Here is an 18198-nt window from a genome sequence, read left to right on the forward strand (position 1 = left end):
AGCTTTAGTGTTGTCTGTGGCCCAGATACGCGGCCTTGACGTCGTCGTTGGCGCGGATGTCCGCCGGCGAGCCGGTGGCGATGGTGCGCCCGGCCACGAGGACGCTGACCCGGTCGGCAAGCGCGAAGACGGCGTTCATGTCGTGCTCGACAAGCAGGATGGTGTAGTTCTTCTTCAGATCGGCGAGCAGCCGGGTCATGCGCGCCGAATCCTGCTTGCCCATTCCCGCCATCGGCTCGTCGAGGAGCAGCAGCGACGGGCGCATGGCGAGCACCATCGCCAGTTCGAGCTGGCGCCGTTCGCCGTGGGACAGATCCTGCGCGAGCACCTCGGCGCGATCGCCCAGGCCGACGAGTTCGATAGCCTCCCGCGCCTCGTCCATCATCGCCCGGTCGAGCCACGCAGCCCCCAGGAAGCGAAAGGAATCCCCCTTGCGCGCCTGCACGGCCAGCGCCGCATTGGCGATGGCCGTGAACTTCGGGAACACCGACGAGATCTGGAACGAGCGCGCCATTCCGGAGAGCGCGCGACGCTCCATGGAGGTCTCGGTGATGTCCTGTCCATCAAGAAAGATGTGGCCTTCGTCGGGCCTGATCTGTCCCTGAAGCTGCGAGATCAACGTAGTCTTGCCGGCGCCGTTGGGGCCGATCAGGGCATGCGTCTCGCCGCGCATGACCTCCAGGCTGCAGTTGTTGGTGGCCGCCAGGCCGCCGAAGCGCTTGACGAGGTTGCGCACCTCGAGGAACGGCTTGCTCAATTCTTCCCTCCCGACACGTTGCGGCCAAGCCAGGGAACCAGCGTCCCGAGATCGGCGATACCGCCACGCAGAAGCGTCACCATGGCTACGATCAGCAATCCGAAGGCGAGGTGCCAGTATTCCGTCCACGATTCGAGAATGAGTTCGAGGCCGAGATAGACGGCGGCGCCGACAAGGGGACCGCTGACGCTGCCAAGTCCGCCCATCACCACCATCACCACCAGTTCGCCGGAGCGCGACCAGGACATGTCGGCCGGGCTGATGAACTGCTGGCCGGTCGCCAGCAGCGCGCCGGCCATGCCTGTCAGCGTGCCCGAGATGACGAAGGCGAGAAGCTTGTAGCGAAGCGGCGCTATGCCGATCGCCGAAAGTCGCCGCTCGTTCTGCGCGGCCGCCCGCAGCACGATGCCGAACTTGCTGTCGACGAGCAGCGTTACGAGCACGAGCGTCAGCGCAAGGACGGAGAGGGTGAAGAGGTAGAAGGTCGAGCGCTGCGACAGATCCAGTCCGCCGAAGGTGATCGGATTGATGATCTGGAGGCCGTCCTCGCCCCCGTAGGCCTGAAGGGCGACGAAGAAGTAATAGGCCATCTGGTTGAAGGCCAGGGTGATCATGATGAAGTAGGTACCGCTGGTGCGAAGCGAGATGAGGCCGGTCAGCGCCGCGAACGGTACGGTCACAACGATGGCCAGCGGCAGCAGGATCGCGAGATCCGACGTGCCCGTGAAGGCGAACGGGCCTATCATCAGCGGTTCGAGATTGGCGTCGTGATAGGCGAGGATTGCGACGACATAGCCGCCCACGCCGATGAACGAGGCATGCATCAGGCTGACCATGCCGCCGAAACCAAGCACGAAATTCAGCGCCACCGCGACGATGCCGAAGATCATGATGCGTGTGAAGACGCGGATCAGAAAGGTGTCGCCGGCGCTTTGGGCATAGGCGAGGATCCCCACGAGCGCCACGACCAGGACGAGGGCGGGCACGAACCGCTGCGCGGAGGCAAGCAGCCGCGACTGCCGATCCGGATTGATGAGCGAGAGGTCAGCCATGGACGGAAAACAATCCTTTGGGGCGCCACGCCAGGATGGTCGCCATGAGAATGAAGATGACCATGCTGCCCAGCGCCGGCGGGAGCAGGATGCGGCCGAGCGTGTCGACGACGCCGATCAGCAGCGCCGCCACGAAGGCGCCGCGCACCGAGCCGATGCCGCCGATCACCGTGACGACCAGGGCAAGGATGAGCACCGGCTCGCCCATGCCGATCTGCACGGCGGTGATCGGCCCGGCCATCATGCCGGCGAGGCCCGCGAGTGCCGCCCCCAGCGCGAACACCAGGACGAAGATCGTCTCGACATTCACGCCCATGGCGGACGCCATCGGCCTGTCGCTCGCGCCCGCCCGCACCCACATGCCGACCCGGGTATGGGAGATCAGCACGTAGAGCCCGCCGGCGACGAGAACGCCGACCGCCAGGATCGCCAGGCGGAACGTGGGATACTGCAGGCCGGGCATCAGCTGGACGGAGCCCGCGAGCAGGGACGGCAGCGGCAGCGGCACCGAGACGGGCCCCCACAGCATGCGCACGAGGTCGTTGAAGACGAGGATGAGGCCGAAGGTCACGAGCACCTGGTCGAGATGCGACCGGTCGTAGAAGCGCCGCAACAGGAGCCGCTCCAGCACCGCGCCGACGAGCGCCGTCAGCAGCATCGCGGCAAGAAACGACAGCACGAACTGCCCCGTCATCTGGTAAAGGGTCGCCGCCAGATAGGCCCCGATCATGTAGAGCGAGCCATGAGCGAGGTTGATCAGGTTCATGATACCGAAGACAAGCGTCAGTCCCGCGGACATGAGGAACAGCATCACGCCGAACTGTACACCGTTGATCGCTTGTTCGAGCAGAAGAGGAAGGCCCATCGTCGCCTCGCATCCTGAAAGCGGCCGATGCGGACCGGGATGAGGGCCCGCCGTCGGCATGTCCTATATTGATAGACGATGAAAGGCGGCGGCACGGGTCGCGCGGCCGCCCCCATGCCCGTCAGAGGGGCAGCTTGCACTTCTCGACGAAGGAGTCGGGATGCTGCTTCACGATTACCTCGCGCAGCGCCATGATCGGGCGGCCCCTGTCGTCGTTCTCGATCTGCGTCAGGTAGAAGTCCTGGATCGGATGGTGGTTGGTGTTGAGCCGGAAACCGGGGCGCACAGAATCGAAGCTGACGGTCTGCAGGGCCTTGCGGAAGGCATCCTTGTCCTCGATCTTGCCGCCGATGCTGGTCAGTGCCGCATCGAGCAGCCGGGCGCCATCATAAGCCTGCGCGGCGGAAGGCGACGGGATGCGGTTATACGCCGCCTCGAAGTCGGTCACGAACTTCTTGCTCGCCGGATTGTCGAAGCTCTCGCTCCAGAACGTGGAGGCGAAGGCACCAACGGCTGCGTCGCCCATGGCCGGCAGAACTGTCTGGTCGAGCGAGAAGGGCGGCCCGTAGAGCGGGATTTCCGCCTTGAGGCCGGCCTGGGAATACTGCTTGACGAAGTTGATGCCCATGCCGCCCGGATAGAAGAAGAACACCGCATCGGGTTTGGCCGCGCGCAGCTGGGCGATTTCGGCGGCATAGTCGAGCTGACCGAACGCCGTGTAGACCTCGCCGATGACGTCGCCCTTGAACGTGCGCTTGAAGCCCGCCAGGAAGTCCTTGCCCGCCGGATAGTTCGGCGCCATCAGATAAACACGCTTCACGCCTTTCTGGGTCAGGTAGATGCCCATCGCCTCGGACGGCGTGTCGTTCTGGAACGAGACGTTGAAGTAGTTCGGATTGCACAACTGCCCGGCATACTGCGACGGCCCGGCATTGATGCTGTAGACGAAGACGCCGGCATCGAGCACGGGTTTCGCGACAGCCAGCATGACGTTGGAAAAGTTGATGCCGGTGACGATCTGGACGCCGTCGCGCTCGACCAGCTTGTCGGCGGCCTGGCGCCCGGCATCCGGCTTGCCCTGATCATCCGCCTGGATCAGTTCAACCGCTCGCCCGCCCAGCTTGCCGCCGGAACTCTCTAGGCCGAGCTTGAAACCTTCTAGCAACTCCCTGCCCAGCACGCCCTGCGGACCGGAGAAGGTGGAGATGAAGCCGATCTTGATCGGCTCCTCGGCATGCGCGCTTGCGGCCAGCAGGCTCGCGGCGAACATCAATGCGACTTTCTTCATCACTATTCCTCCCATCATTGCGCTGCTACCTGCGCTTTCTCATTGTTCACTGATCCCGACCGGCATCGCGGCCCCGGTGGCCTCACGATGCAACGCCGGGAACGACAGCGTCCTCGGCCAGACAGTTGCCGACGTTCCAGCCGTAGAGCCACTCGATCGCATCGTAGAAGCGCTGCTGGCTCTGCCCCTTCCAGAGCGAGTTGCGCACCAGGCGCTCCACGTCCTTGGCGTGGTAGATGCGCCCCATCTCGCGGGCCGACAGCACGATGCGTGCCGTGCGCGTCACGCGCGAGCGCTGATAGAGATCGAAGGCGCGCGGAATGTCGTTGTCGCAGACACGCAGCGACTGGCCGAGCGTGACCGCATCCTCCATCGCCATGCAGGCGCCCTGCGCCATGTATTGCGTGGTCGGATGCGCGGCGTCGCCCAGCAGCGTCACACGGCCGAACGTCCATTGGCCGATGGGCTCTCGATCGGCGGTTGCCCAGCGCTTCCAGCTCTTGGGCAGCTCGATGAGGCGCCGCGCCTTGTGGCAGACCTCCGTGAAATAGCTTTCCACTTCCTCTTTCGAGCCGTCCCGCACGCTCCACTCCTCCTTGTCGCGGCTGTGGAAGGTGACGACGACGTTGTATTGCTCGCCTCCGCGCAGCGGATAGTGGACGAGGTGACAATGGGGGCCGACCCAGATAGAGGCGGCGTTCCATTGCAGGTCGACGGGAAAGTCCTGCTTGTCGACGACTGCCCGATAGACGACGTGCCCGGTCACCATCGGCGGATCGCCGACATACTGCTCCCGCACCACGGACTTGCCGCCATCCGCGGCGATCAGGCCGATGCCGCGATGCGCCTCGCCGTGCTGATCGTAGACGGTGACGCCGGTCTCGTCCTGCTCCACGCGCACGATCCGCGTTGCGGTGACGAAACGGGCATTGCCGCTATCGCGTACGCCCTCCAGCAGCGACAAGTGCAGATCGACGCGATGAATGACCGCATAAGGATTGCCGAAGCGCTGGCGGAAGGCTTCGCCCGTCTCGATGCGGCCGACGAGCGCGGCGTCGATGGCGTCGTGCATCACCAGTGCTTCGGTGTAGACCGCGCGCCGGCGCATCTTCTCACCAACGCCCAGCGCATCGCACGCATTGAAGGCGTTGGGGCCGAGCTGAATGCCCGCGCCGATCTCGCCGATCTGCGGGGCCTGCTCGAAGATCGTGACGCGAAAGCCGCGCTGCACCAGCGCCAGCGCCGCCGCCAGCCCCCCGATGCCGCCGCCCACGATCAAAAACGGAGCGGATAAACTGTCCTGAGCCATTATGTTTCCTCCTCGCGGTCTTCTGCGCGGAAGCGTTGTCCCTGAAGCACTTGTCAGGGAACAAGGAACCGCGTGTCTGAAGCGCGTCCCTGCTCCTATGCGTTCTTTGCCGCGCGTGCCCGATCCAGGACGTCCGTCATCCCGGAGCGTCGCGCTGGAGCATTTTTCGATCACTCATGATCGCCAAATGCTCTGCGATTCTTTCATTGAGCGAATTCTGATCGGAAAGCGCTCTAGGTGATCGTCACTTCGATTTCGCCCACACCCTCGACGCCGCCGGTCACGTTGTCGCCGGCAACGATAGGGCCAACACCGGCGGGTGTGCCGGTCATGATGAGATCCCCCGGCCGCAACTCGATGGATCGCGAGATGATCGAGATGATTTCCGGCACGCTCCAGATCAGATCGGCAATATCCTGATCCTGCTTCACCGTGCCATTGACCGCGAGCCAGATGCGCCCGCTCGCCGGGTGGCCGACATCGGCCGCGGGACGCAGGGGCGCGATCGGCGCCGACCGGTCGAACGACTTGCCCCAGGACCAGGGACGGCCGGCGTCGCGCGCCGCCAGCTGAAGGTCGCGCCGGGTCAGGTCGATACCAACGCCATAGCCCCAGACGTGATCGCGCGCCTCGTCGAGCGGGATGTCGGTGCCGCCCTTGCCGATCGCGACGATCAGCTCGATCTCGTAATGGAGGTTGCCGGTATCCGGAGGATAGGGAATCTGCGTCGGAGTATCGAGGGCGACATCGGCCGGCTTCATGAAGAAGAACGGCGGCTCGCGATCCGGGTCCCTGCCCATCTCGCGCGCGTGCGCCGCGTAGTTGCGGCCGACGCAGAAAATGCGGCGGATGGGAAAGCGTGCGCTGTCACCGGCGACGGCAAGCGAGGGCTGGGGCGGCGGAGGGAAAACGTAAGCGGTCATGAGCGGTTGTCCATGTGGCCTGCTTGCAGGCGGGTTGCCGGAAAAGGTGTCAGGCAGCGTCTGGCTGGCGGCCGGGCGCTGCCTCCGCGAAGGCAGGCAGCGCCTCGCAGGCAATCCTGACGGCCCGCAAGCGCGGGAAAGCCGCGGTATCGATACCGAAGCGGTCGGCCGAGAACATCTGCGGCACGAGGCAGATGTCCGCGAGACCCGGTGCCTCGCCGAAGCAGAAGGGGCTCTCCGGGCGGCGGGACAGCAGGGCCTCGCAGGCCGCCAGCCCCTCGCCGATCCAGCGCGTCAGCCAGCGGTTCACGCCGGCGTCGTCCTGACCAAGCTCCTGGCGCAGATAGTCGAGCACGCGCAGATTCTGCAGCGGATGAACCTCGCAGGCGATCACCTGGGCGAAGGCACGCACGTGGGCCCTTGTCGCCGGATCGGCCGGCAGCAGCGGCGGCGTCGGATGGGTCTCGTCCAGCCATTCGATGATAGCGAGCGACTGGGTGAAAACCTCTCCGCCATCCTCTAGCGCCGGAACCAACGCCTGCGGGTTCAGGGCGCGGAAAGCTGCCGTCCTGTGCGCCCCCTCGCGCAGAGGGGTCGAGACGAATGCGTAGCTCAGCCTCTTCAGATTGAAGGCAATACGACAACGGTAAGAAGAACTTGAACGAAAAAATCCATGAAAGCGCATCATTCCGGCTCCCCGATAGTGACTTCCACAGGCGTGAGCCCCTCGATCTGACCGCGGATCCGCGCGCCGGGGGCGAGCGGCGCCACGCCCGCCGGCGTGCCGGTGAAGATCAGGTCGCCAGGCGCCAGATGATAGAATTTCGACAGCTCGGCGATGAGCGCCATCGGCGAGCAGAGCATGTCCGACAGGTGCGCATCCTGGCGCAGCTCGTCGTCGACGCTGAGCCAGATGCGTTGACCATCCGGCACACCGAAATCAGCTGCGGGCGTGATTTCGGCGACGACAGCTGATGCCTCGACGTCCTTGCCGAGATCCCATGGCTGTCCCGCCGCGCGCAAAGCGCGCTGGAGGTCGCGCCGCGTCATGTCGAGCCCGCAGGCATAGCCGTAGACGGCCGCGACCGCTTCGCTCTCCGAAACCCGGAACGCATGGGAGCCCAGACACAGCACGAGTTCGAGTTCGTACTGGTAGTTCCGCGTCCCGGGCGGATAGGGGATGGTCTCGCCCGATTGCGCGAGCGCGCTCGGCGATTTGGTGAAGAAAAAGGGAGCCGAACGCCCGGCCTCCGCGCCGAGTTCGAGTGCATGGGCGGCGTAGTTGCGCCCGGCGCAGAAAATGCGGCGGACGGGCAGCCGCGCGCTCAGCCCGCGCACGGGCAGGGTCGGGGCGACAGGCGGGGGAAACACCAGTTCCTGCATGGCTCAGACTTCCAGCGCCGCAACGAAGTCGGGCGGTGCGTCGGCAAGGCGCCCGCTCGCGCGCAGATCAAGCGCGCTGGCCCACAGTGAGCGGGCACGCGCGAACACGCTCTCCCGGGCGATCGTGCAGGATACGCCCTCGATCGGCAGATCCCACTGCGCATCGGTCAGGTCGCGCCAAGTCACGTCGAGATGGATGGCGGCATGCGTGACGAGATGGCGCAGCGCGGTAGCTGGCAGCGTTTCGGCGAGGTCGAGAGCGCCAGCACCGACGTCGGCGAATTCCTCGCTCGGACCGCTCGTCGCCAGGGCGATCGCCTGTGCGATGGCGCGCCCCTCAAGCCCGACCGCCGCGATCACGCGCCGCCGCGTCCAGCCAGAGCGCGATGACGCGGCCCACAGCGCGGCATCGCTCAGCTCGTTGAGCTGGCGGGCAAAATAGGCTGTTCCAAGCCGCGCCCAATAAAGCTCCCGGGCCGGCGCGGCCGACGCATCGTAGCGCGCGCCGCTCCCTTGACGTGCGCGCAGGGCGACGCGCGCTCCCGCCAGCTCGTCCGCGCCCGGAGCCGTACCCATAGCCATGCCGGCCGGACCGGGGCGGGGTGCAGCATCGCGTTCCCCGTTCATGACTCGACCCCGTCGATCATCGTACGATCGAAGTGCAGACGCTCCATGATCGGCGCATCGGAAAAGCGGAACAGGTCGAACGGCGTCTCAGCCTGCAGCGACCACGACACCCAGCTTGGGGCAACGAAGATGTCGCCCTTATCGAGCTTGTGGGTAATGCCGCCGAGCACGACCGCGCCGCGACCGGAGAAGACCTGGAAAACGGTCGACCCGACCTCACGCCGGACGGGCGTCTGCACTCCTGCACGCAGGCGGTGAAACTCCGCCCGGATGGTCGGCATGACGTCGCCGCCCGTCGTCGGATTGATATAGCGCACTGCCGCGTGACCCTGGCCGACCGTCGCGGGAACGCCCTCTTCCTCCAGCAGCAGCTGCTCGGTGAGAGCGCGATCCGTGTGCTCCCAGCGGTATGCGCCGATGGGCGAGGAGACCGTGTTCTGCAGTCCCGAGAGCGGACGCAAGCCCGGATGGCTCCACAGGCGCTCGCCCCGCGAGAAGTTCGGCGTGGAATAGTCGGTCACCCGATCCGCGCCGAATTCGAAGAAGCCGACGTCGTTCATGAAACTGAAGGGAATGTCGAGGCCGTCGATCCACATCATTGGCGCATCGGTCTGGTTGTGATGACCGTGGAAACACCAGCCCGGGGTCAGCAGAAAATCGCCACGGCTCATGCGCACGGGATCGCCGTTGACGACCGTCCAGACGCCCTCGCCCTCGACCACGAAGCGGAAGGCGTTCTGCGAATGGCGATGCTCCGGCGCGGTCTCGCGCGGGCCAAGATACTGAATGGCGCACCACAGCGTCGGCGAAATATAAGCCTCGCCGCCGAGGCCGGGGTTGGCAAGGCCGATGGCCCGGCGCTCACCGCCCCGTCCGACCGGCACCAGCTCACCGGACGCCGCAGCAAGCTTTCCCAACGTCGCCCACTGCCACACGTGCGGAACCGCCCGGGGCTTCGGGTGGCGCGGCATCAGATCACCGATCTGGGTCCACAGCGGGTTGAGATGATTGGTCTTGAAATCCGCATAGAGCTGGCGAAGCGCGGGCGTGTCTGCGGGCTGCATCGCGTTGTGCGACAAGGTATCCATGGCGTCCTCCTGGGTGCTTCTGTGATCGAAGCTTTTGCGCAGTATAATGAAGATAAGTATGCATATCAATACCCATCTTGCAATCCCACGTGTCTGCGGGTATCGCGGCCTTATGATGGATTTCCTCGACATGCCCGGACACCTGATCCGACGGCTGCACCAGATTTCGACCTCGATCTTCGCGGAGGAGATGGCGCATTCGGGTTTCGACCTGACGCCGGTGCAGTATGCGGCTCTCAGCGCGCTCGCCGGCCATCCCGATGTCGACCAGAACACGCTCGCCGGCCTTATCGCGCACGACAGGGCGACTCTCGGCGGGGTGGTGGAAAGGCTTGAGCGGCGGGGCTATCTGCGGCGCGAGGTCAGCCGGGTGGACCGGCGCGCGCGCGCCCTGAGCCTGACCGAGAAGGGACGTGCGCTGGTGACCACGGTATTGCCCGCCGTCCGCCGGGCGCAGGAGGACATCCTCGCCCCTCTGACACCGGCCGAGCGCGCGACGTTCCTCGCGCTGATGGACAAGGCCACCGCCGCCGGCAACAAGCGGGCACGGGCACCGCTGCGTCTGCCGCAGCGCGAGGGCACGGCAGTGGCGGACGATTGATCATCACACCAAGGGCGGCATCTGTCGGCTCATAATTGTGAGCGAAGCGGCATATGGGGCGGCTATAGCGACACGCAGTTCGGCTGGCGTGCCACCTCTTTAGGCATTGGGCGTCAAAAGGAGTTAGGCAATCTCGCGCGCACCTTTCCGGTTATCTTCACCGTCATCGCCGAAGGCAGTTCCCGGACCTATTCTAGCGAAATGTTCACGTTCTTGAGCTGGGTGCAGTCGAGCAGTTCCTCGATCGATTCCTCGCGACCGAGGCCCGATTGTTTGCAGCCGCCGAAGGGTGTGCCAACAAAATGCTTACCCGAGCCATTAATCCATATATAACCAGCCTCGACCTGTGTGGCGGTCCGAAGCGCCTTATTGATATCGTGGGTCCAGATTGAGGCAGTAAGCCCGTAGTCGACATCATTGACGGCCCGCAACATCTCCACCTCGTCACTCCATTTGAACACTGACAGAACCGGGCCAAATATTTCCTCGCGTGCAAGACGCATGGCCGGTGTCACGTCGGCGAAAACGGTTGGCTTAATGAAATAGCCATTGCCGAGATGCGGATCGTCCGCCGAATTTCCGCCAGTGACGAGCCGGGCGCCCTCACTCTGGCCCAGCGTGATGAACCTCATTACCTTGTTGAACTGGGCCTCGCTCACCAGCGATCCCATCGTGGTGGCTGGATCGGTCGGAATGCCCGGCACGAATGCCTTCACCTGCTTGACGATCGCGTCGAGCACGGCGTCGTGAATGCTGTCGTGCAGGAACACGCGCGAGGTCGATCCGCAGGACTGGCCGCACCAGCTGAAGTTCATACCGCGGACTGCCCCGACCGCCACCTTGTCGGGATCTGCGTCGGGATAGGCGATCAGGGCATTTTTGCCGCCGAGTTCGAGCGTCACCTTCTTCATGCTGTCTACTGCCCCGCGCAGGATCGCCTTACCGGTCGGAACCGATCCTATCAGGCCGACCTTGGCGATGTGGGGATGGGCCACCAGTGCCTCGCCACAAGTCCGCCCTCCGGAAACGACGTTGAAGACCCCCGGAGGGAACAGCGGGCCGATAAGCTCCGCCAGCCGCAGGCTGGAGAGTGGAGCCTGCTCCGGCGACTTGATGATCAGCGCGTTTCCGGCTGCGAGCGGGGCGCCGGCGCGGCTTACGGCGAACATGAAAGGATGATTGTAGGCGTTGATGCGGGCGATGACACCAAGCGGCTCGCGGATCGTGAAATTGAGGTGGTCCGGCCCCAAGGGGACGGTGTAACCCTTCACCTCGGTGGCGAGGCCGGCGAAATACTCAAGGGCGGTCGCTCCGATTTCGGCATCCTTGATCATCTCCCTGATCGGATTGCCGCAATCGGCCGCATCGAGCAGCGCGAGTTCTTCCGCGTGCTGGCGCACCAGTCGCGCGGCCTCCCGCAGAAGTGCGCCGCGGGCGACAGGCGTGGTCTCCCTCCAGACCCGAAACCCCTCGCGGGCCGCCTCCACTGCGTGGTCGACATCGACAGAATCAGCCCAGGCCGTTTCGCCGAGGCTCTCGCCGGAGGCGGGACTTCTCGTCTCGACGTAAACACCGTCTTCCGGCTCGTGCCACGAGCCACCGTAGTAGAGGCCCCTGTTTATCGGAAGACGAAGACGCTCGGTTACCGAGGGCTGCAGGCGATTGATCATGGTAGGCTCCGGATGGGGACGCCCGGCGGTTGGGGCCGGGCTCTCCCTGCTGCTTTCTCTTTGGCCGAAGTGCCGTTCACTAGTACCTGTCGACATGACTGCGGGTGCAGAACATGCGAACGTCATTGCATCTCTTGCCTTTCGCAGATTCTGCGAAGCTTCAGTTGCCCGCGGCCTTCATGTCGCAGTCCTGCGAATAGGAATCAGTGTGGCTGGATACGATCAGGTCGCGCTTCGACAGAAGCGTACGGCCCTTCTCGTCCTTCGCTACCTCTGCCAGATAGTAGTCGATGATCGGCATGTTGTTTGCCCCGAACCTGAAGTTGCCGCGGATCGACTCGAAGGATACAGCCCCCAGAGCCTTCTGGAATGCGGGTTTGTCCTCGATCTTGCCGTCGATCGTCTTCAGCGCGGCATCCAGCATTCTCACCGTGTCGTAGGCATTGGCCGCATTCGGCGACGGGATGCGGCCGTAGGCTGCCTCGAAATCGTCCCTGAATTTCTTGCTGGCGGGATTATCGAAATCCTCGGGCCAGAAGGTTGATGCGAAGGCGCCGATCGCCGCATCACCGATGCCGGGCAGGACTGTCTGATCGAGCGAGAATGACGGGGCGTAGAGTGGGATCTGCTGCGCCAGGCCAGCCTGCGCATACTGCTTCACGAAGTTGATCCCCATGCCGCCGGGGTAGAAGAAGAACACGGCATCGGGTCGAGCCGCCCGCAACTGGGCAATTTCCGCGGCGTAGTCGAGTTGGCCGAAGGTGGTGTAGACCTCTCCGGCGATCTCGCCCTTGAAGTAGCGTTTGAAGCCAGTGAGCATGTCCCTTCCGGCCGGATAGTTCGGAGCCATCAGGTACACGCGCTGCACCCCTTGCTTCTGCAGATAGATGCCCATCGTCTCGGATGCCGTATCAGTCTGAAACGAGGCCACGAAAAACCGGGGGTGGCACAGCTTTCCGGCATATTGGGAGGGTCCGGCGTTCACGCTGACGATGAACGCGCCAGCGTCGAGCACCGGCTTTGCTATCGCGAGCATGACGTTCGAGAAGTTGATGCCGGTGATCAGTTGGGCGCCGTCACGCTCAATCATCCTGTCGGCCAGTTGCCGGCCGATGTCCGGCTTTGCTTGGTCGTCACCTTGGATGACATCGACCGGACGCCCGGCAAGCTTGCCGCCGACGCTCTTGAGGCCAAGATTGAAGCCGTCGAGCAATTCGTGGCCCAACTGGCCGCTCGGGCCGGAGAACGTGGAAATAAAGCCGATTTTGATAGGGTCCTGAGCCGAGGCCCCGGTCGACACAGCGGCCGCGACCGCAAAGGATAACATTAGCCGTTTCATTTTTTTCCCCGCCATCGTTAGTTCAGACTCGATTTTCGGAGCGTTCACCCCTTTTTACTGTTCGCGGTTACACAGCCCTGGCTACGACGCCGACCGGACGATGCCGCCCGGCCCTCTCGGTGTCAGATCCGGAAATGGTCATGGGTGCCTTCCGCGAATATGTCATCGACCGTCAGCAGGCGGCAGGACAGGCCCTGATCGAAGTGGTAGCGCAACAGAACATCGATCGTCCGCCGATTTGCCTCGACGCCGTAAGGCCACGGTTCAGGTCCCATGACGGAACGTGTCCACTCGGCCTCCGCGATCAACCACGGCAGTGAGACGTGAAGCGCGGTGGCGTCGCTGAGCGTCGGCAGCGACGCGCGGCGCGCGTGTTCGAATGCCTTGAGAAGACTGCCCGGCAGCCAGGGATTTACCCCCACAGCGCTCTTCCTCACGCCGATCAGATGCATGATCGGGAAGATGCCGGTTTTGCGGAAGTAATCCGCCTCGACGGCACGATAATCCTCGAACAACCGCGTTACGTTCGGCACGCGGTTTGTGAAGCACGAGGGTGCACGCGGCGCGAGAATGGCGTCGATTTCCCCATCGGCCAGCATTTGCGCCAGTGGACGCGGCGCGGTCTCGACCCGTATCTCCGGAGGCAGCTCTATCGGTACCTTTTCATGCCGGCCGAGATCTTCCACACCGCCAGTCACCCAGTTGATATCGCGCGGCTTTACGCCATATTCGTCCTCCAGAATACCGCGTGCCCATACCGCCGCTGTAACCTGATATTCCGGCACGCCGACCCTGGCCTGCACGAGATCCGACGGTGAGCCGACGCGGTCGGAGCGGACGTAGAATGCGGAATGGCGGAACGAGCGGGACACAAAGGCCGGGATGCCGATATATTCGCATTCGCCGCGCGCCGTCTGGATAAGGTATGTGCTCAGGGATAGTTCGGCGACGTCAAACTCCCCGCCGGTGAAGGCGCGATAGAAGATCTCCTCGGGCGCCAAGGGAATAAAGTTCGCCGCGCAACCCTCAATCGCCACACTGCCTTCGAAGAGAGCCCGGGTGCGATCGTATTCGCCACATGCAATAGTCAGAGGAAGGGTCATCGACAATTGGCTCCTCAAGGATGTGTTGCCCCACCATCAACCGTGATCGACTGGCCGGTGATGAAGTCCGACCTTCGGCTGGCGAGGAAGAGCATCACCCCAACCAGGTCATCGGGGACCTGCCTGCGGGGGATGCACTGCATTTCCACGATCCGCTGCCCGGATGCGCTCGTGACCGTCTCGCGGTCGATTTCCGTCTCGACGGACCCAGGCAGCACCGCGTTCACGGTGATCCCGTGCGCGCCCACCTCACGCGCCATCGAGCGCGTCATCCCGATCAGCGCGGCCTTGGAGGTGGTGTAGTGCAGGTAGTTTGGGCGACCGAGCGTTACCGCGCCCGATGAGATATTGACGATGCGGCCGAAACCTCGCCGCCGCATTGCCGGCATGACTGCCCTCGCGCACAGGAACGGGCCAGTAACGTTGACACGCTGGACACGCTCCCAGACATCGAGCGGTATGTCCTCGAAGGGCTGCATCTTCAACGTGGAGAAGATCGCGGCGTTGTTGATCAGAATGTCGACATGGCCGAGCACGTGTTCAATCTCCGCCACCATCGCATCGACTGATGAGGCATCGCCGACATCCACTTTGATCGCGTGCGCCCGCCCGCCGGCCGAAACCAGTTCCTCTGCAGCTTTCTGCGCCTTCTCCAGATTGATATCGGCGACGGCCACGGCCGCTCCCGCATCGGTGAAAGCAGCCGAGAGCGTCCGGCCGATTCCCTGCGCTGCCCCGGTGACAAGGACGACCCGTCCTTCAAGATCCAGCTCTTTCATGCGACTGACCTGAGCTTGGCGCGAAGGTCGCCGCGGTTCCACCAAGGCTTGAGGCCGATGTCTTCGGCAATAACACCGGCACCGATATAGCCGGCGCCGCCAGAGATCGCCCCGCCGGGATGGGCGGGGGAGCCGACCATGTAGAGCCCTTCGATGCCAGTGCGGTAGCCGAAATGACGGTCCATCACCTGATCGGCGCTAAGCGCTCCCATAAAGATGTCGCCATGGCGCATATTGACAAGCTCCTTAGTATACTCCTTGGCTGTGTAGATACTGCGGCCCAAAACATTGGAATTTCTCATATTCGGGCAGTATTTTTCCCAGGTTTCCATGATCCGGTCTGCGAACTCCTCCTTCCACTCGGAGTAGTCCTTTCCGCCGATATCTGGATTGAGCGGCATCACATGCCATGCATACGTATTGTGTTTGCCCGGAGGCGCCAGCGTCGGATCAAGCGCCGAGAGCGGCCCCGATCCGAACTGGATGATCTCGGGAACGCGGTTGTTCTTCACATCATCGAACGCACTGGTGAGATCCGAGAGCGTCTCGGCACCGATGCTCCATTTTTGTGTCAGTTGAATGTTTGGATCGAATGCGGCTGCCGAGAAGCGGGGCGTCTCTTCGAGTGCAAGGTGGAGGCCGAACAGTGTCCATCCCGTATACTTGAATCCGTCCAGCTTTTCCGCCATCCGCTGCGGAAGTTGATCGCGCCCGATGAACTTTTCGAAAGTCTGATGCACGTCGAGCGTCGAGGCAACGAAGCTCGTGGCTCTGGCGCTGCGGCCGTCGGTAAAGTCGACGCCGACCGCACGTCCGTTCTCGATGATGATCCTGTCCGTTTCGCACTGGTTCCAGAAAGTGCCGCCGGCCTGGATGAAGCGCTCCATCAGGCCACGCGCCAGGTTGAAGCTACCACCCTTGCACAGTTGGTATCCCGACTGCAGGTCGAAAGCACGGATCACTGAACCCATCGGGCTTGTTTTGTTGAGCGTATCGGTTAGCCAGGTCCCGAACAGGGAGACCTTGAACAGGAAGAGCAATTTGACCTGTTCGCATTCGAATAGCTCGTTGACGAGTTCGAATGGCTGCCGCGAGCATACCGCAAGGAAATCGCGCCCCAGCGCACTTGCCGACAGAAGCTCTTCCCGCTCTGCGTGGGTGAGTGGCTCGGCATAACGTTCGGGCAGGAAAATCCGCTCCGTGATCAGTTCAGCCTTGCGGTTCCACTCGCGGAACGTCCCGGCATCCTTTTTCGAGAAGCGCGCGATGTTGGCGAGCGTCTCCTCAAGATCCCGCCCGAAAACCAGCGCGCTGCCATCCGAATGCGCTTGGCCGAATTCATAGCGCGGCGTGATGTAGGGTACGCTCTCGTTGAGTTGCAGGTCCTGGTACCATGGTGTGTGCGAGATATGAAAATGATTGATGGAATGGAGGTTATGGTAAAATCCGGGCAGCGTGACTTCGCTCGTGTTTAGCCCGCCACCGTACATGAGGCGCCGTTCCGTCAATAATACCCTGAGGCCGGCCTTGGCCATGTAAGTGCCAAGGATAAGGCCATGGTGACCAGCACCGATAATGACCGCGTCAAACTGCATGCACACCTCCCTCACGCCTCTCGTTGCAGCGACCTGCGCGCCAACACGCCGCCGATTGACATCATTCATAAAGCCCCCGGCATTGCCTGTCCAAATCAAAGGCATTAGACTAGCAATAAGTTTTCCTTTTGACTGGAGAGTGGGTTGGAGCTGAAACAGCTGCGGGCACTGATCGCCGTGGAGCGGTGGAGCAATATTACCCGCGCCGCAGAGCAGCTTGGCATCTCGCAGCCAGCCCTCGGCATGCAGCTTAGCGCGCTTGAGGAAGCGCTGGGCGTCAAGCTGCTTGAACGCCACTCACGCGGCGTACACCTCAGCACCGCCGGCCGTCATCTTGCCTCACGTGCGAAGGAGATCCTCTCGCTCACAGACCGTGTGCGGATCGAGGTCATGGACATGGCCGAACGGCCTCATGGCACTATCCGTGTCGGGATGTCGCCAAGCGCCAGCCTCCTTCTCGCGATGGATCTTATCACGGTCGCATCGGCGGCTATGCCTGATGTCAAGCTAAAGTTCGTGGAGAATTCGAGCGCCGTTACACTCGAATGGCTTGACCTCAACCGTATTGACCTGGCCTTCGTATTTGGCACAGTCAGGCATAAAACATTCGATGCGCAGATACTTCTGAATGAGCGGCTTTGCTACGTGGCGGCAAGCGGCGACGCACCAAACTACCGCTCGATTACACTTTCGGAGATCGCATCGGGCAACATGATATTGCCAGGTGGCAGTGACACAGTGCGTCAGGCCATCGACCGAGCGGCATCGAGCTTGGGGCTGACGCTCAACATTCTTTTCGAGATGCAATCAATTCATACTGCCATCGACTTTGTCGCTCGACGTTACGGAGCGACCATTCTGCCTGCCGCGCTGATCAAGCGACTGCGTGTGATGGGCGACTTCGATGTCCGCCCAATTATCGAGCCGGATATCGTCCGTCCTTTATCCATGGTTCATACGCGAGACCGCGAACTCTCCAAAGCAGAGCGGCAACTGATCTCCATCAGCCGCAAGCTCATTCGTGAAAAACAAAAAAGCCTTGAGCCGTCATGGTACACGCTGACTCTGTAAGATTGAACCGACCATCATAACCGTTCGGGCAAGGGCGGCGACAGGGGAAGCGTCGAGGGCCTGTCGCTCGCGCTCGGCAGCATGCGCCAGAGCCTCGCTCTAATACAACGGACTCTACAAAATCTGGAGGAAGTTAAGGGGTCCAGGTCATAACCAGTACAGTTGGGTTTATGTCGTACCGACGGCGGCGGCGATAGTTCCGGCTCGGCTGGTGAACTGCTCTGTCGTCCCGGCGGTGCTGACGATTCTGTCCGGCCTTACCAGCAGCCATTGCCCGTGATAGCCGGCCAATATCGCGTCCAGCCGGTCGTCGACGACATTAACGGTAACGACCCCGGCATCCGGTTCGGAAGCGTTTTTTACCGACGGCGTCGCCTCCCGCGGGCTAACGCTGACGACGCGGGCGTCGAGCGTCCTTGCGAATGAAAGGATATCCGGCGGAACCTGGCTTGTATCGACGCCCACGATTGCGAAGCGCAGGCCGATCACGTCATCGAGCTTCCGTTCCCCGTCCTGCGTCCGGATGGTCGGATTGGGCAGCAGGCGTCCGACGACTTCATGATCGGCCCCGGTTTCCGCGCCCTGCTCGATCAGGCGCGAACGCAGAAAGGGCTTCGGGACGTATTTCATGTTGGCGATGTAGCGCCGCGCGGGTGGGACGAGCCTCAGCAGCCCGAAGAACAGATCCCGCAGCAGAGAGACGACCGGTGAATGAACGGCTTGCAGCTTGCCGTTCACCGTCGCCATG

Annotated in this window: 18 protein-coding genes; 2 read left to right on the forward strand and 16 right to left on the reverse strand. The window is 63.0% G+C overall.

The window, feature by feature from the left end:
• Nucleotides 1-4 precede the first annotated feature (4 nt).
• From FHS82_RS02120 to FHS82_RS02165, 10 genes are all read right to left on the reverse strand, one after another.
• Nucleotides 5-757, reverse strand: coding sequence for an ABC transporter ATP-binding protein (locus FHS82_RS02120; protein WP_166948201.1), 753 nt, complete (start codon nt 755-757; stop codon nt 5-7).
• Entirely contained in the window at nt 754-1809 is a 1056-nt protein-coding gene (locus FHS82_RS02125) for a branched-chain amino acid ABC transporter permease (protein WP_166948204.1), read from the reverse strand. The genes FHS82_RS02120 and FHS82_RS02125 overlap by 4 nt, the downstream gene beginning before the upstream one ends.
• Complete coding sequence (locus tag FHS82_RS02130) at nt 1802-2674, reverse strand: branched-chain amino acid ABC transporter permease (RefSeq protein WP_166948206.1); 873 nt, start codon at nt 2672-2674, stop codon at nt 1802-1804. Before FHS82_RS02130 ends, FHS82_RS02125 begins: the two co-directional genes overlap by 8 nt.
• Nucleotides 2675-2795: 121 nt before the next feature.
• A complete protein-coding gene (locus FHS82_RS02135) occupies nt 2796-3962 on the reverse strand; it encodes an ABC transporter substrate-binding protein (RefSeq protein WP_166948208.1) in 1167 nt (388 codons plus the stop codon).
• An 82-nt stretch (nt 3963-4044) separates the two neighbouring features.
• Nucleotides 4045-5271, reverse strand: coding sequence for a 3-hydroxybenzoate 6-monooxygenase (locus tag FHS82_RS02140; protein WP_166948210.1), 1227 nt, complete (start codon nt 5269-5271; stop codon nt 4045-4047).
• 233 nt (nt 5272-5504) lie between these two features.
• Nucleotides 5505-6194, reverse strand: coding sequence for a fumarylacetoacetate hydrolase family protein (locus FHS82_RS02145; RefSeq protein WP_166948212.1), 690 nt, complete (start codon nt 6192-6194; stop codon nt 5505-5507).
• A 49-nt stretch (nt 6195-6243) separates the two neighbouring features.
• Nucleotides 6244-6879, reverse strand: a complete 636-nt coding sequence (maiA, locus tag FHS82_RS02150) for a maleylacetoacetate isomerase (protein WP_166948915.1) — start codon at nt 6877-6879, stop codon at nt 6244-6246.
• Entirely contained in the window at nt 6879-7577 is a 699-nt protein-coding gene (locus tag FHS82_RS02155; protein ID WP_166948214.1) for a fumarylacetoacetate hydrolase family protein, read from the reverse strand. The genes maiA and FHS82_RS02155 overlap by 1 nt, the downstream gene beginning before the upstream one ends.
• A 3-nt stretch (nt 7578-7580) precedes the next feature.
• Complete coding sequence (locus FHS82_RS02160) at nt 7581-8159, reverse strand: maleylpyruvate isomerase N-terminal domain-containing protein (protein WP_246224972.1); 579 nt, start codon at nt 8157-8159, stop codon at nt 7581-7583.
• Nucleotides 8160-8200: 41 nt separating this feature from the next.
• The gene (locus FHS82_RS02165) at nt 8201-9292 is read right to left on the reverse strand and encodes a cupin domain-containing protein (RefSeq protein ID WP_166948218.1); all 1092 of its coding nucleotides are present in this window, start codon (nt 9290-9292) and stop codon (nt 8201-8203) included.
• 130 nt (nt 9293-9422) lie between these two features.
• Between FHS82_RS02165 and FHS82_RS02170 the strand changes: the two genes are divergently transcribed.
• Nucleotides 9423-9893, forward strand: a complete 471-nt coding sequence (locus FHS82_RS02170) for a MarR family winged helix-turn-helix transcriptional regulator (protein ID WP_166948220.1) — start codon at nt 9423-9425, stop codon at nt 9891-9893.
• 188 nt (nt 9894-10081) lie between these two features.
• On the opposite strand, the gene FHS82_RS02175 is transcribed toward FHS82_RS02170, so the two are convergent.
• From FHS82_RS02175 to FHS82_RS02195, 5 genes are all read right to left on the reverse strand, one after another.
• A complete protein-coding gene (locus FHS82_RS02175) occupies nt 10082-11563 on the reverse strand; it encodes an aldehyde dehydrogenase family protein (RefSeq protein WP_166948222.1) in 1482 nt (493 codons plus the stop codon).
• Between the two features lie 160 nt (nt 11564-11723).
• The gene (locus FHS82_RS02180) at nt 11724-12917 is read right to left on the reverse strand and encodes an ABC transporter substrate-binding protein (protein ID WP_208394037.1); all 1194 of its coding nucleotides are present in this window, start codon (nt 12915-12917) and stop codon (nt 11724-11726) included.
• A gap of 107 nt (nt 12918-13024) precedes the next feature.
• Nucleotides 13025-14005 (reverse strand): substrate-binding domain-containing protein, encoded by a 981-nt coding sequence (locus tag FHS82_RS02185; protein ID WP_166948226.1) that lies wholly within the window; start codon nt 14003-14005, stop codon nt 13025-13027.
• Between the two features lie 14 nt (nt 14006-14019).
• The gene (locus tag FHS82_RS02190) at nt 14020-14784 is read right to left on the reverse strand and encodes an SDR family NAD(P)-dependent oxidoreductase (RefSeq protein ID WP_166948228.1); all 765 of its coding nucleotides are present in this window, start codon (nt 14782-14784) and stop codon (nt 14020-14022) included.
• Nucleotides 14781-16379 (reverse strand): phytoene desaturase family protein, encoded by a 1599-nt coding sequence (locus tag FHS82_RS02195; protein ID WP_166948230.1) that lies wholly within the window; start codon nt 16377-16379, stop codon nt 14781-14783. Before FHS82_RS02195 ends, FHS82_RS02190 begins: the two co-directional genes overlap by 4 nt.
• 144 nt (nt 16380-16523) lie before the next feature.
• Here FHS82_RS02195 and FHS82_RS02200 point away from each other — a divergent pair, with 144 nt between their 5' ends.
• Entirely contained in the window at nt 16524-17450 is a 927-nt protein-coding gene (locus tag FHS82_RS02200; protein WP_166948232.1) for a LysR family transcriptional regulator, read from the forward strand.
• 168 nt (nt 17451-17618) lie between these two features.
• Here FHS82_RS02200 and FHS82_RS21520 read toward each other — a convergent pair whose 3' ends face one another.
• Nucleotides 17619-18197: a hypothetical protein gene (locus FHS82_RS21520; RefSeq protein WP_487379755.1), complete on the reverse strand. Its 579-nt coding sequence runs from the start codon at nt 18195-18197 to the stop codon at nt 17619-17621.
• Between the last annotated feature and the right edge of the window lies 1 nt (nt 18198).

Origin of the sequence: Pseudochelatococcus lubricantis, assembly GCF_011762225.1 — a bacterium.
Classification (GTDB): domain Bacteria; phylum Pseudomonadota; class Alphaproteobacteria; order Rhizobiales; family Beijerinckiaceae; genus Pseudochelatococcus; species Pseudochelatococcus lubricantis.

Excerpts from the sequence above, each read along its gene's own strand:
- FHS82_RS02125 (WP_166948204.1), bottom strand. The coding sequence starts at position 1,809 with ATGGCTGACCTCTCGCTCATCAATCCGGATCGGCAGTCGCGGCTGCTT.
- FHS82_RS02130 (WP_166948206.1), bottom strand. The coding sequence starts at position 2,674 with ATGGGCCTTCCTCTTCTGCTCGAACAAGCGATCAACGGTGTACAGTTC.
- FHS82_RS02135 (WP_166948208.1), bottom strand. The coding sequence starts at position 3,962 with ATGAAGAAAGTCGCATTGATGTTCGCCGCGAGCCTGCTGGCCGCAAGC.
- FHS82_RS02140 (WP_166948210.1), bottom strand. The coding sequence starts at position 5,271 with ATGGCTCAGGACAGTTTATCCGCTCCGTTTTTGATCGTGGGCGGCGGC.
- FHS82_RS02145 (WP_166948212.1), bottom strand. The coding sequence starts at position 6,194 with ATGACCGCTTACGTTTTCCCTCCGCCGCCCCAGCCCTCGCTTGCCGTC.
- maiA (WP_166948915.1), bottom strand. The coding sequence starts at position 6,879 with ATGCGCTTTCATGGATTTTTTCGTTCAAGTTCTTCTTACCGTTGTCGT.
- FHS82_RS02155 (WP_166948214.1), bottom strand. The coding sequence starts at position 7,577 with ATGCAGGAACTGGTGTTTCCCCCGCCTGTCGCCCCGACCCTGCCCGTG.
- FHS82_RS02160 (WP_246224972.1), bottom strand. The coding sequence starts at position 8,159 with ATGGCTATGGGTACGGCTCCGGGCGCGGACGAGCTGGCGGGAGCGCGC.
- FHS82_RS02165 (WP_166948218.1), bottom strand. The coding sequence starts at position 9,292 with ATGGATACCTTGTCGCACAACGCGATGCAGCCCGCAGACACGCCCGCG.
- FHS82_RS02170 (WP_166948220.1), top strand. The coding sequence starts at position 9,423 with ATGCCCGGACACCTGATCCGACGGCTGCACCAGATTTCGACCTCGATC.
- FHS82_RS02175 (WP_166948222.1), bottom strand. The coding sequence starts at position 11,563 with ATGATCAATCGCCTGCAGCCCTCGGTAACCGAGCGTCTTCGTCTTCCG.
- FHS82_RS02180 (WP_208394037.1), bottom strand. The coding sequence starts at position 12,917 with ATGGCGGGGAAAAAAATGAAACGGCTAATGTTATCCTTTGCGGTCGCG.
- FHS82_RS02185 (WP_166948226.1), bottom strand. The coding sequence starts at position 14,005 with ATGACCCTTCCTCTGACTATTGCATGTGGCGAATACGATCGCACCCGG.
- FHS82_RS02190 (WP_166948228.1), bottom strand. The coding sequence starts at position 14,784 with ATGAAAGAGCTGGATCTTGAAGGACGGGTCGTCCTTGTCACCGGGGCA.
- FHS82_RS02195 (WP_166948230.1), bottom strand. The coding sequence starts at position 16,379 with ATGCAGTTTGACGCGGTCATTATCGGTGCTGGTCACCATGGCCTTATC.
- FHS82_RS21520 (WP_487379755.1), bottom strand. The coding sequence starts at position 18,197 with ATGGCGACGGTGAACGGCAAGCTGCAAGCCGTTCATTCACCGGTCGTC.